Consider the following 13,141-nt stretch of genomic DNA (forward strand, 5'->3'; position numbering starts at 1 on the left):
TTACCAATTCGCCTTGTCCGCGAAATACGCTCTGGTGTCGGCCCACGATTCAGGAAGATATTTCAGAAACCAACCAGGAGAGAATCGTGGCTTGAATTGGCGAAACACGGGCTCGTAAAGTTCCCACTGCGGGCTCGGAACACGGTGTTCATCGCGAAATGCCTTGATCGGAATCGTAGCCCGGATATCGCCCTGCGCCGGTCCAGCCACGGCAATCGGCTCGCCCGACGGATCGATGATCGCGCTGCCACCGGTCCCCACGCCACCGGGATAATAGCGATGATCCGGGTACGCGCTGCTGTTTGCATAACCCGTATAGACGCGGTAACTCCGTGACATTGCCTGTGCATCTGCCATAGGAACGCTGCCGGTTGCAAAACGAAGGAACAATTCCGCGCCTTTCATCGCCATTGTCATGAACAATAACGGATCGTACTGAACGCCGGTCAAACAAATATTGCCGATGTCGGTGCGCGCAACCGGAACGACCTCGTCCCAACCGTACATCTCCACATAGCGCTCCAGACATTCATAGACTGTCGAAGTGAACAGCCCCAGGCCCCCAAGCGTCCCTCGAGCCTTCCAATGTCGGGCGACGACGGTGCCGTCGGGTCCGATCAAAACGCCCAACAGCAAGACGTGGTCCGGCCAGTCTTCGTCCTTCGCGTAGGTTCCAAAGCTGATGTAGCAGTTCATTTCCCTGGCTTTCCTGCCCAGCGCCTCGGTCTCTGCACCCGGAATCTCGGCTGCTACGCGCAGCATCTGCTTTCGATCCCATTCACCGAAGCCGTGCAACGGCATCTCATGAAAGCTGATCAGATCGGGCGTGCCCCCGAAGAACGTCGATGAACGATCCAACAGGGACAGCATCCGCTCAAGATTTTCCTTTCGGCCTTGCCCGGGATTTGCCGGATCGATTGCGATGTCCGGCGACTGGATGATCCTGTAGTCGATCGAATCGGACCGCAGTTCCCGGCGCCGATAATTCGGGTCGAATTGAATCGCATCGCCCTCCGCTTCCTCACTGCTCGCCGCAGCCAGCAGCGAGGCGCTCGCCAGCGGCAACGACGCTGCGATCCCAAAGGACGACTTGATTAACCGGCGTCTCGATGGGTCCTTTGTCATTTCATTTTTGACCACTTTATTCATCTCCGTGGCTGGCCCGGAAACGACCAGGGATCCTCGGGTATCTGACATTCCGCGAAAATTGAATCATCCTCAAATTTCAAGTTGCCCGAAGTCAGCGCCCGGGAGACCGCGCCGTCATCATCCAGCACTTCAAACGCGAGCACATTGTCCCCCGATTCGGGCGCCGGGCGCAGTCGAAGTCGCAGGTCGCCGACGCCCGCCTCTCCCCCCTGGTCATGGATTCGGATGCTCGCGTCGGTGCCTTCAACATTCACCGCACAGTGATAGACGCTAACGCGTGTCTTTGGACTGGGTATGTCGCTGCCGAAAAGCCAGGCGCCCTCCAGATCATGCGCACGCGTCGCGGTTGAGAACACCGTTGGAGACAAGATCAAATCGTCCGCCAGCATCATCCTGGTTTCGGTGTTCGGGAAGTTCATGACGCAGTCGCCCGGCTTCTGGTAGCCGACAAAATGATCTCCGTTCCGTTGCCAGAAAATCTCGCATCCCTCCGGCAACGTTGTCATGTTCTCGGGCGTGTAACCTGCAAGCCGACCCGGTTCGTATTGTGAATCCACGACGTTCGGTCCGTCGGCCGGGGGGAACGACCAGATCCTGGTAACGACTTCATCGCGACCGGCGTCCGCGTAACTTTCGTAAATTCGCTGTCGGAACACTGCTGCAGCGTTGTCGCCGGCGCCGAAATACTGCTGAACGTACACAACGTGCTCCCCAAACGCGGGCAGATTCAGCCGTCGATAAACGTAGTGCACCCGCGCTTCGGGCGTTGTGCCGTCCTCAGCATTCCCCGTCCCACGTTCGAAATTGTCGAATTCACCGTTGAGCAGTTCGGAAAAGTACTGCAGGTCTTCGTCCAGACTGGTGGCGCCCGGAGGGGCAACATTCGATCCGCCGGGCGCGCCGCAGCCCGAAAGCCAAACGGCAAATGGCACCGTCAAGGCCATATTCATCAATGCACGCGCAACGCTCATGGATGTACCCTCCGTCTGAATGTGCACAAGCCGGTTCGAGGCAAATGTGGCGTCCGGAGCAACTGTTGGAGGTTGCTCAAAAGCCCTGTAATTCAACCCACGATATGACGTCGGCGGCGGTCCGGTCCTCCCAGCCCTGCAAAGAATGCGGTGCGCCGTCGTCGTAGTAACGATACTCCGAGTCTCCGGCAGCCGCATCGAACCGCTTGAGGTAGTCGAGCGGCACCAGCGCATCCTCGGAACCCGCAATCGACAGAACCGGTATTTGCAGCTTGCCGACCTCGTCCGTGTGGATCGTCCTGGCGTGGGGTCCCCAATAGCTGAGAAACGCGTCGGCGTACTGGAAGAACGGAAATCGGTCCCTGAGTTCAGGAGGCAGGAGATCATTGCTGATCATGAGCTTGCGGTCCTCTGCAACGGCCGTGTTCGCGTGCTGAACGAGATCCTCGTAGGCCTCCTGCCCAATCCAGCCAATCAAGGCATCAGCCATGTTTCGCGTCGGCGCCAGGTAGACGACACCCTTGATTGTCGGGTCGTCCCGGTCGTTGAGGTAGGTTGTCCACCAGATGCCGCCGGCGCTATGTCCTTCCGCGACTATCGAGGAGTACCCTCGGCTGGAGGCGAAGTCAGACCAGGCGCCCAGGTCTTCGACAATGGTGTCCAGGCTCTGACTCGTAATGCCGCGCCGACCGCTCACCCGCACACGCATTGCGATTGCCGAATATCCTGCCTGTGCCAGACGGACGCCAAGCCAGTGGTTCGAGCTCCACAACGCATCGCCGCTCCAGCCGTGCAGCAGCAGGAAAATCGGCTTTGAGACGTCTTCGCCGCTCGCCGGCGCATAAAGCACCCCGGACATTTTTCGCCCCGACGCGGTTTCCGCATCGACGAGATCGGTCGATACGGCGGGTTTCGGCCCGTAGCCGATGTCCTCAACCCAGGCGAGCGTATCGGCTATGACCTGGGTCCGATTCTCCGGAAACGCATGAGTCACGTTCTCATAAAGAATCGTGTCGACGCGTGAACTTTCGGTTGCCGCGGCCTTCAACTCCTTGAGATATTCAGGATAGACGAAAACGTCCTTGTCACCCGCCAACAAGAGGATCGGCTGCTGAATTTGCGTGATCAGTCGAGTGTTGTACGTATTCGCATCCGGTCCCCACCAATCCAGGAAAGTCTCGGCCGTATGAGAGTACGCGACTTTGACGCCGCTTGGCCAAGGCGGCGATTCGGGTTCGAAATGCGTCACGATCCGGTGGCCCGGTTCGCCGCGATCGATCCATCCCTGCGCCTCCTCGATCAGCGCCGCGTACGCATTCCGTCCCATGCCTCCGCGCATCCATTCCGGCATGTCTCTGGTGGGTGCGAATTGAATCATCGCCTTTACCCGCGAGTCGCCGCTTTCGGTCATGTATCTGGCAATGCGAACGCCACCGAGGCTGTGTCCCGTCAGCAACACGTCATCGATCCCGTAATCATCGAGGAAGTCGACCGCGGCCTTGATGTCCGCCACCGCCGTTTCCATCTTCGCGTTCGGATACCAGCGTGAATGGTTCGACAACACCGAGACGTTCGCGTATCCGGCCTTGGCCGCACCCTCCGCAAAAAACCTGGGTGCGCCTTGATGGCTTATCGGGTGGCCGCCCGGTCCACCATGGTGGTGTACGAAGCCTGCCGTGTACGGGTTCACTCCATCAGTTGGAATCGTCAGAACCGCCGGGACTTCGCGTCCATCGTCCGTGTTGAGCGTGATGATCTGCCGCTTGAAGCCTGGCGGTGCCGAAGCATCCGCAGCCTCGATCGCTGCGGCCAACCACAGCCCTGCAATCGCGACCAGGATGACCTGAAATCTGTTCATCGCCTGCCGTCCCCTTATGTTGAAGGAAGATTACGCATAGTCGTATAGTACTCGGCATAATTCAGGCTGAGCATGTTTGCAGAGACGTTGCATAGCGTTGCAATTGCGTCTAACATGCCATCTTCTCCAGCCAAATAGCATTCTATGGCGTCTATTCTTCTACTTAACGGACCCAACCTGAACCTCCTGGGGCAGCGCGAGCCCGAGGTGTACGGACGCGACACGCTGGCCGATATCGAGCAGCGCTGCCGCGACGAGGCTGAACGGCTGGGCCACCAACTTGCCTGCCGCCAGAGCAACAGCGAGGGCGGGATGGTGGACTGGCTGCAGCAGCACGCACCAGGCGCGCAATATCTGATCATCAATCCGGGCGCCTACGGCCACACAAGCATCGCGCTGCGCGACGCACTGCTGGGACTGGCGCTGCCGTTCGTGGAAGTGCATCTGTCGAACGTGCACGCCCGCGAGGAGTTTCGCCGCTCGTCCATGCTCACGGACATCGCCGTCGGCTGCATCAGCGGCCTCGGGGCGCAGGGTTACCTGCTCGCGATTCAGTTCGTCGCCGAGCAACTGCGGGACAGTCCGTAAGGGGGTTCGGATGGACCTGAGGAAAATCAAGACGCTGATTCAACTCCTGCAGGAGTCGGAACTGGCGGAGATCGAAATAAAGGACGGCGAGGAGTCGGTCCGTCTCAGCCGCGCCAGCACGGTCACGGCCGTTCCCGCAGCTCCCGCCGTGACCGTGGCGGCTGCACCGCCAACCGCTCCGGAGCCGGCGCCAGCGGCGGAGCCGGCCCCACCGGCGCAGCCGGAAGGGGAGCAGGTGACATCGCCGATGGTCGGCACGTTCTATTCGGCGCCGTCCCCCACCTCGCCGGCGTTCGTCAAGGTGGGCGACCGGGTCAACGCCGGCGACGTGCTGTGCGTGATCGAGGCCATGAAGACGATGAACCACATCGAGAGCGAGTACTCGGGCGAAGTGGCCGCCGTCCTGGTGGAAAACTCGGAGCCGGTGGAGTTCGGCCAGCCCCTTTTCGTTATCCGGACCTAGTGTCGTATTTCGCCACCCGTTCGGCGGTTCTCAATGTTTGAGAAGGTCCTCATAGCGAACCGCGGCGAGATCGCGCTGCGCATACTGCGAGCCTGCCACGAACTCGGCGTCCGGGTCGTGGCCGTGCATTCCAGCGCCGATACCGAACTCAAGCACGTCCGGCTGGCCGACGAGTCCGTCTGCATCGGCCCGCCTCCCTCCCCGCAGAGCTATCTCAACATTCCCTCGATCATTGCCGCCGCTGAGGTGACCGGCGCGGACGCGATCCATCCCGGCTACGGCTTCCTGTCCGAAAACGCCGACTTCGCCGAGCGCGTCGAGACCTCCGGATTCGTCTTCATCGGACCTCCGGCCAGCGCCATCCAGACCATGGGCGACAAGGTGCGCGCCATCCAGACCATGAAAGCGGCGGGGGTGCCCACGGTACCCGGCTCGGAAGGCGTACTCGGTGACGACATGGATGAAATCGTCCGGCTGGCCGAGGACATTGGACTGCCGGTCATCGTCAAGGCGGTGGGCGGCGGCGGCGGCCGTGGAATGCGCGTTGCGCACCTGAGCGACGAACTGCCCGGCCTGATACCCCTGACCCGCGGCGAGGCGGAAGCCGCGTTCGGCGATCCGCGCTTGTACATGGAAAAGTTCCTGACTCATCCGCGCCATGTCGAGATCCAGGTGCTGGCCGACGCGCACGGCAACGCGATCCACCTGGGCGAACGCGATTGCTCGATGCAGCGCCGCCATCAGAAAGTCGTCGAGGAAGCGCCCGCCCCCGGCATCACGGACGAGGAGCGTGAGCGTATCGGCCGCCTGTGCACGAACGCCTGTCTGGAGATGGGATACCGCGGCGCCGGCACTTTTGAGTTCCTTTACCAGGACGGCGAGTTCTATTTCATCGAGATGAACACGCGCCTGCAGGTGGAGCATCCGGTCACGGAAATGATTACCGGCCTGGACATCGTCCGGGAGCAGTTGCGGATCGCCGCCGGCGAGCCACTCGGCTTCCGTCAGGAGGACGTCACGTTCAGCGGGCACGCCATCGAGTGCCGCATCAACGCGGAGCATCCCGAGACCTTCGCTCCTTCGCCCGGCCAGGTCGCCCTCTGGCACGCCCCCGGGGGACCCGGCGTGCGCGTGGACAGCCACCTGTATACCGGCTACACCGTGCCGCCCTTCTACGATTCGCTGGTGGGCAAGCTGATCGCATGGGGCGGAAGCCGCAACGCCGCCATCGCGCGCATGCGCCTGGCGCTGGATGAAATCGTGACCGAGGGCCTGGTGACGAACGTTCCACTGCATCAATTAATCCTCGCAAGCGAGGGCTTTACGGGCGGTGGCGCGGACATCCATTTCCTCGAGAATTGGCTACAGTCCGGGGCCGTTTCGGAGGCCCCCACGGGGTCCTGATTTTGCGTGCTATAGTTTCGGCCCGCTCTTCTTCGGGGCGGGTTCGGGGCGACCATACAAACGCATGAGGGGGAGTTGGTTTGACCGCCAACCAGGGGGTAGACAAGGCGCGCCGCGCGGCGCATCTTTCCGGGCAGCCGGCCACTACAAACGGATCTCGCACGCTTCGGGAATTGACCGGCGAGGCGGTGCGCGACTATTGCCGCACGCTGGACGGCCACTGGCCTACGGGCCTCTACGACATGGTGGTTACCGAGGTTGAGTCGGCCCTGCTGGAAAGCGTAATGGACTATGCCGGCGGCAACCAGACCCGGGCCGCCCGGATGCTCGGAATCGACCGCGGCACGCTTCGCACCAAGCTGCGCCGCCACAGTCTCTGAACGCGGCCCCGCGGGGCCCGCAGCAAACCAGGAAAGGGGTAATGCGGCCCAGGGCGCTGTTCAGCGTTTCGGACAAGACCGGCGCGAGCGATTTTGCGGCCCGACTTGCCGGCGCAGGATGGGACCTCGTGGCCTCCGGCGGTACCGCCAGGCTGTTGCGCGAGGCAGGCCTGAAGGTCGAGGAAGTCGCGACCGTAACCGGTTCTCCGGAAATGCTGGGCGGGCGCGTAAAGACCCTGCATCCGGCGATTCACGGGGCCTTGCTCTGCCGCCCGGAGCAGGACGCCGAGGACATCGCCCGGCATGGCATCCGGCCGATCTCGCTGGCGGTGATCAACCTGTATCCGTTTGTGGAAGCCGCGTCCCGTACCGACGCCGTACGTGCGGAGGTAATTGAGCAGATCGACGTGGGCGGCCCGGCCATGATCCGGGCGGCGGCCAAGAACCATGAGCGCGTCGGCGTGGTGGTGGACCCGTCGGACTACGATTCGCTTGCGTCGGAAATCGAAGCCGCCGGCAAGCTCGGCGAGGACACGCGCCGCCGCCTGGCGGTCAAGGCCTTCGACCACACGGCCCGCTACGATCGTGCGATTTGCGGCTGGCTGGAAGGCGCCGGCGGCGACCCCGGTGGGATGCTGCCGGAAAGATTGTCGCTGGAGTTGCTGAAGCAGGCCGACCTGCGCTATGGCGAGAACCCACATCAGCAGGCCGCCGTCTATGCGCCTTCAAGCGCGCCGGGCGCCGACGGGACGCGCCTGCTCGGCGGCAAACCCCTCTCCTACAACAACCTGGCCGATGCCGACCTGGCCCGGCAATGTGCGTCCGCCCTGCCCGATCATGCCTGCGCCATCATCAAGCACGCGACTCCCTGCGGGGTGGCGGTGAGCGGCAGTGCAAGCGAGGCCTATCAACGCGCGTTCGCGGCCGATCCCGAATCGGCATTCGGCGGCGTCATCGCCTTCAACTGCGCCGTGGACGAAGACGCCGCCGGGGCGGTGTCCGGGCAGTTCGCCGAAGTCGTGATCGCCCCGGAGTTTTCGCCCGGCGCCCTTGAAGCGTTGAAGAAGCGCGGGAATCTGCGCATCGTCGAGCAGGGCACGGCATCTTCCGGCCCGGACGGCGACCTGCCGGGCCTCAAGGTGCTGGACGGCGCCGTTCTGGCGCAGACCTTCGATAGCTCCGCAGCGGAGCGCCACGAAGTCGTAAGTCGGCGCGCGCCCACCGACGAAGAACTGCGCGACGCCGGGTTCGCCTGGACCGTGGCCCGCTTCGTGTCGTCCAACGCCGTGGTTTACGCGCGTGACGGACAGACGCTCGGTATCGGCGGAGGGCAGACCAGTCGCGTGATGAGCGCCCGCATCGCCGCCTGGCGGGCGGCGGACTGCGGCTTCAGCCTGAAGGGGGCGGCGATGGCGTCCGATGGATTTCTGCCGTTCGCCGATGGGCTCGAGGCGGCCGCCGACGAGGGAATCAGCGTCGTCATTCAACCGGGCGGTTCGATCCGGGACAAGGAAGTCATAGCCGCGGCCGATGAGCAAGGCGTGGCCATGCTGTTCACCGGCGTGCGCCACTTCCGCCACTGATGAGAGTCCTGGTTACCGGCAGCGGCGGCCGCGAACACGCGCTGGCCTGGAAACTGGCGCAATCCGATCGCATCAGCGAAGTCCTGGTCGCACCCGGCAACGCCGGGACCGCCCGCGAGCCCGGCGTGCGCAACGTGCCGCTGGAGGCGGACGAAAACGCACGCCTGGTGGCGTTCGCCATTACCGAAGACGTGGAGCTGGTAATACCCGGCCCGGAGGCGCCGCTGGTCGCGGGTCTGGTCGATCAGATGGAAAGAGCCGGGATGCCCTGCTTCGGCCCCACGGCGGCCGCGGCCCGGCTCGAGGGTTCGAAGGTGTTTTCCAAGGAGGTGCTGGATGCCGCCGGCGCGCCCACCGCCGGCTATCGGGAATTCAGTTCGCTGGAGCCAGCCCTGGACCATGTCGACGAGCGGCCCGCGCCCATGGTGATCAAGGCCGACGGCCTCGCCGCCGGAAAGGGCGTGATTGTCGCTGAAACCCGCGATGAGGCCCGCGCCGCTTTGCGCGACATGCTCGAAAGCCGTGCGTTCGGTGAAGCCGGGCTGCGTGTGCTCGTGGAGGACTTTCTGGAGGGCGAAGAAGCCAGTTTCATCGCCCTGGTGGATGGCGAACATGTATTGCCGCTGGCGTCTTCGCAGGACCACAAGGCCCGCGACGACGGCGACCGCGGCCCGAACACGGGCGGCATGGGCGCCTACTCACCCGCGCCGGTGCTGGATCGGGACGTGGAAGCGCGGGTGATGAACGAGATCATGCACCCGGTGGTCCGGGCGATGCGGGACAACGGCACACCGTTCCGGGGCGTGCTTTATGCGGGCCTGATGATTTCTCCGGACCGCGCCCCGCGGGTGCTGGAATTCAACGTCCGCTTCGGCGACCCGGAATGCCAGCCGCTGATGATGCGCATGCGCACGGACCTGCTCGACCTGATCGAGGCAACGCGCGAAGGACGGCTGGACGTGGTCCGTGTGAGCTGGGACCCGCGCAGCGCGCTGGGCGTGGTCATGGCGTCCGGCGGCTACCCGGGCGGCTATGCGAAGGGCCACGTGATCACCGGCCTGGACACGGCGGACAACTCGTCCGTAAAGGTGTTTCACGCCGGCACGGCCATGCAGGACGACGAGGTCGTGACTGCCGGCGGCCGCGTGCTGTGCGTTACCGCGCTGGGCGACGCCCTGCCCGAAGCGCGCGACCGCGCCTACGATGCGGTGTCGGACATTTCCTTCGAAGGCGCCTTCCACCGCTCCGACATCGGCGCCCGCGCCCTGGCGCGCCTTCCCTCGGAAAGCGCATGACCTGGCGCATCGGCATCATCGGAACCGGCGCCGCGCCGACCGGGACCAACGTCCCGCCAGCGCCCATCCGGGAAATCGCCGCGGCCGGCTTCGCGCCCGAGCTGATTGAACCGCGCCTGCGCACATTCCCGATGACGCCGTACGACCGCGGCCTGACGGCGCTGGCCTACCTCGATTGCGCCCTGGAGGCGGAGAAGGCCGGTTTTGACGCCGTGTTCATCAATACCGTGGGCGACTACGGCATCGACGAGATGAAGTCGGCAACCGGCATGGTGGTCGTAGGGGCCGGCGAAGCGACCATGGCCATGTGCGTGAACACCGGCCGCCGTTTCTCCATCGTCACGGTCTGGCCGCCGAAACTGAACTTCATTCAGCAGGAGCGGCTGAGCAGTTGCGGCATGCAGGACCGGTGTGCATCCATCCGCAACGTCCAGGAGGATCGTGAAGTAGAAGGGGTGGAACAGGCCGCTGCCACGACCGCGAGCCTCAAGGATCGGAACGGATCGCTGAAGAAACGCATCGTCGACGCCATCAACGCGGCGGTATCCGAAGACGGCGCCGATACGATCATGCTCGGCTGCACCTGCATGGCGCCCGTCGGACCCGACGTCGCGGCGCAGGTGAGTGTGCCCGTCTTCGAAGCAATGCGCACCGGCTACAAGACCGCCGAAGCGCTGCTCGCGCTCGGCGTGCGCCACAGCGACGCCGCCTACCCCAAACCCAACCCCGACAACCTCAGCGCCGTGGGCGCCCTGGTCGCCGGCCAGGGCAACATGGACCTGGGCGGCGACTGCGAAGTCTGCGTGATCCCCGAAGACGAATCGTAGACGTCTTGACGGGCGATCAGACTCGCCATCCGGATCGGCTAGAAGTTGTACGACAGGCGGATGCCGTAGGTCCTCGGTATGGGGGCGGAGACACGGACTTCGTTCTTGTTGGGGCCCCGAATGAAGGTGAACAGGTCAACGCCCAGGGCGCCCTGTATGAATTCATCGTGGTCCAGCGCGTTCTGAATAAAGGCCTCAACCGAGAAACTCGTATTGCGGGCGCCGATACGGACATTCACGTTGTCGTAGGGTGAAGTTTTCGCGATGTTGGAAAAATCCGTGTAGCGGCTTCCCTGGTGGGCCCAGTCCACCCGGCCGTACCAGTCCCAGTCGCCCATCAGATTGTCGTCGTACTGGCCGGACACGGTCCAGGTGACCCGAGGCGCGCTGGGCAGTTCATTCCCCACCACACCGTCGAAGCTGCCGTACACCAGGTTGCAGTCGCCGCAAACGAAGGATTTGACCTCGGTGTCGTTAAGGCCGTACGAGGCGGATAGCGTCAGGTTCTCGGTGGCCTGAAACCGGCCTTCGAACTCGATACCCCTGAGTTCCGCCGTGCCGTTATTGAGAACGACGTTGATCAGGTTCGCGACGCCGTCGGCAACCACGGGAATGCTGTTGCCGACCTGCCCGTTCAGCCATTCATCGTAGTACAGCGCCAGCGTGGTCCGGGCGCGGCCGTCCAGCCAGGTGGCTTTCCAGCCGATCTCGTAGTTGTCGAGTTTCTCCTCGAGAATGTTCAGGCCGGCCGTGGGCGCCACGGCCCTGAGTGCTTCCAGTACGGTCGGGCTTGCGCTGGCCAGCACCGCGTTGAAGCGACCCGGGCGAAAACCGCGCGAATACAGCACGTAAATGGTGGAGTTGTCGGCGTACTTGTAGTCCAGCGATATGCGCGGAGCGAAGCTCTTGAACGTCGCACTGAAAACCAGCGGGGATTCCGGCGGCAGCTGATTCACGCCGATCAGCGTGTTCTCGGAAATCTTGTCCCATTGGTAGCGGGCTTCGGCGCTCAGGGTCAACTTGGGCGTGATGTCGTAATAGGCGGCGCCGAACACGGCCGGTGTTTCGACCTCGCGTTCCACGATGGCCGATACGAAGAACGGACCGACGATCAGGTTGCCGTAAACCGACTGCCCCGGGGAATACGCGTCAAAGTAATTGAAGCCCCCGACCCAGCGAAAGCGCCTGTCCTGAGGCGACGTAATGCGGAATTCCTGGCTCCAGTCCTCCTGCTCGTTCTGGATCGCCAGCGTCGTGTTCCAGTCGGGGCGGACATCGGTGCGGCCGAGCACGATACCGAACAGCGGATAGAACGGGTTGGCCCGCGAGCGGCCGTCCCGGTAATTCAGGTCGATGATGTTCTGGTTCTTGTCGGTATGGATTGCCGACAGCGAGGTGAACGAATAGCCGGACGAATGGTCGAAGTCGATGCGCAGGTTGGTCTGGAACGCCTCGCGCTTCAGCCCCGGTTCGCGGTGGAAATCGGGATCGAACACCAGCCAGTTGGGATTCGGATCGAACAGGGTTTTCTCGAGGATCGGATCGATGACCGTATCGGCGGAAAAGACCGCGGGGTCCAGTTCGCCCATGCTGGGCAGTTCGCCGCAAACATAGCCGAATGCGGCGCGCGAACCTTCCTGCACGCCCGGGCGAAGCGGCGCGCTCAACGGATCGCAGCTGCCGTCGATATTGCCGCGCCCGTTGTATTGATCCTGCTTGAGCGCGAACTGTGTGGCGGACCAGTCTTCGTCCACGAAGAAATTGACGAACAGCTTGGCCTTCAGCGAGTCGGTGGGCGTGAAGACGATCGAGGTGGAAATGGAATTGGTCGTGCGTTCGCCCAATTCGTCCGAGGGGTCGGCATAGTTGTCGATGTATCCTCCCTGACGCCAGTGCCGGCCGCTGACCCGCATGGACAGCTTGTCCTCGACGAGGGGGCCCTCGAACATGATGTGTTGTTCGTTGGACCCGAAGCTTGAAAAATCGGTGGAGATTCGGCCGCCGAATTCATCGCCCGGCTCCTTCATGACGAAGTTCAGCGCGCCGACGAACGTGGACCGGCCGAAATAGGCGCTTTGGGGGCCTTTCAGGATCTCCACGCGCTCGGTGTCGACGATGCTGGGCGAGTAGCCGCCCACTACCGGGGCGCCGTCGATGAACAGCAGGCCGCCGGCGTTCACGCCCACGTTGATGTTCAGATACAGGCCGCGGAACACCAGGGCATTGGACGAACGGTCATTACGCCCCGAACCACCCTGCTGGTTGGTAAAGCTGAAGCTGGGCGTATACAACTGTATGTCGTTCAACTCCGCCATGTCGATGGCTTCCAGTTCCTCGGCGGAGAAGGCGGTAATGGCGAGCGGCACTTCCATCAGGTTCTCTTCGACCTTTCGGGCCGTCACCACGATTTCTTCCAGCGCCAGTTCCTGCGCGCCTGCCGGTGTGCCCGAAAGCACGAACATCGGGATCGCCGCAGCGATGGCCGCAAACGGAATACGTCTCATCTTCAGTCCCCTCCATACAGTGCAGCCCTGACAAGAGCCGCAAGCAAAGGCTTCATGGCGAAGCCAGATATAGCGCGGAAAGCATAACCGACGCCACTCTGCACGAAAAAGCGAGGTGC

General features: G+C 63.1%; 11 protein-coding genes. 7 read left to right on the forward strand and 4 right to left on the reverse strand.

Annotation, left to right across the window (positions count from 1 at the left end):
* Genes F4036_09780 through F4036_09790 form a run of 3 tightly spaced genes read right to left on the reverse strand, consistent with a single transcriptional unit; the run spans position 1 to position 3,978 of the window.
* Positions 1 to 1,197: a hypothetical protein gene (locus tag F4036_09780; GenBank protein ID MYK38030.1), complete on the reverse strand. Its 1,197-nt coding sequence runs from the start codon at positions 1,195 to 1,197 to the stop codon at positions 1 to 3.
* A complete protein-coding gene (locus F4036_09785) occupies positions 1,146 to 2,507 on the reverse strand; it encodes a hypothetical protein (protein MYK38031.1) in 1,362 nt (453 codons plus the stop codon). Before F4036_09785 ends, F4036_09780 begins: the two co-directional genes overlap by 52 nt.
* The gene (locus F4036_09790; GenBank protein ID MYK38032.1) at positions 2,197 to 3,978 is read right to left on the reverse strand and encodes an alpha/beta hydrolase; all 1,782 of its coding nucleotides are present in this window, start codon (positions 3,976 to 3,978) and stop codon (positions 2,197 to 2,199) included. Before F4036_09790 ends, F4036_09785 begins: the two co-directional genes overlap by 311 nt.
* A gap of 144 nt (positions 3,979 to 4,122) precedes the next feature.
* Between F4036_09790 and aroQ the strand changes: the two genes are divergently transcribed.
* The 7 genes from aroQ to F4036_09825 all read left to right on the forward strand — a co-directional run bounded on the left by aroQ (position 4,123) and on the right by F4036_09825 (position 10,518).
* Positions 4,123 to 4,566: a type II 3-dehydroquinate dehydratase gene (aroQ, locus tag F4036_09795; protein ID MYK38033.1), complete on the forward strand. Its 444-nt coding sequence runs from the start codon at positions 4,123 to 4,125 to the stop codon at positions 4,564 to 4,566.
* A gap of 10 nt (positions 4,567 to 4,576) precedes the next feature.
* Positions 4,577 to 5,029 carry an acetyl-CoA carboxylase biotin carboxyl carrier protein gene (locus F4036_09800; protein MYK38034.1) on the forward strand — a complete coding sequence of 151 codons (453 nt, stop codon included), beginning with the start codon at positions 4,577 to 4,579 and terminating at the stop codon, positions 5,027 to 5,029.
* Between the two features lie 33 nt (positions 5,030 to 5,062).
* Entirely contained in the window at positions 5,063 to 6,433 is a 1,371-nt protein-coding gene (accC, locus tag F4036_09805) for an acetyl-CoA carboxylase biotin carboxylase subunit (protein ID MYK38035.1), read from the forward strand.
* Between the two features lie 80 nt (positions 6,434 to 6,513).
* The gene (locus tag F4036_09810; protein ID MYK38036.1) at positions 6,514 to 6,813 is read left to right on the forward strand and encodes a Fis family transcriptional regulator; all 300 of its coding nucleotides are present in this window, start codon (positions 6,514 to 6,516) and stop codon (positions 6,811 to 6,813) included.
* 41 nt (positions 6,814 to 6,854) lie between these two features.
* Positions 6,855 to 8,396 carry a bifunctional phosphoribosylaminoimidazolecarboxamide formyltransferase/IMP cyclohydrolase gene (purH, locus tag F4036_09815; GenBank protein MYK38037.1) on the forward strand — a complete coding sequence of 514 codons (1,542 nt, stop codon included), beginning with the start codon at positions 6,855 to 6,857 and terminating at the stop codon, positions 8,394 to 8,396.
* Complete coding sequence (gene purD / locus F4036_09820) at positions 8,396 to 9,691, forward strand: phosphoribosylamine--glycine ligase (GenBank protein MYK38038.1); 1,296 nt, start codon at positions 8,396 to 8,398, stop codon at positions 9,689 to 9,691. The genes purH and purD overlap by 1 nt, the downstream gene beginning before the upstream one ends.
* Positions 9,688 to 10,518, forward strand: coding sequence for a hypothetical protein (locus F4036_09825; protein ID MYK38039.1), 831 nt, complete (start codon positions 9,688 to 9,690; stop codon positions 10,516 to 10,518). The genes purD and F4036_09825 overlap by 4 nt, the downstream gene beginning before the upstream one ends.
* A gap of 38 nt (positions 10,519 to 10,556) precedes the next feature.
* Here F4036_09825 and F4036_09830 read toward each other — a convergent pair whose 3' ends face one another.
* Positions 10,557 to 13,022, reverse strand: a complete 2,466-nt coding sequence (locus F4036_09830; protein ID MYK38040.1) for a TonB-dependent receptor plug domain-containing protein — start codon at positions 13,020 to 13,022, stop codon at positions 10,557 to 10,559.
* Positions 13,023 to 13,141 lie beyond the last annotated feature (119 nt).

It is taken from the genome of Gammaproteobacteria bacterium (assembly GCA_009845905.1).
Lineage (GTDB): Bacteria > Pseudomonadota > Gammaproteobacteria > Steroidobacterales > Foliamicaceae > Foliamicus.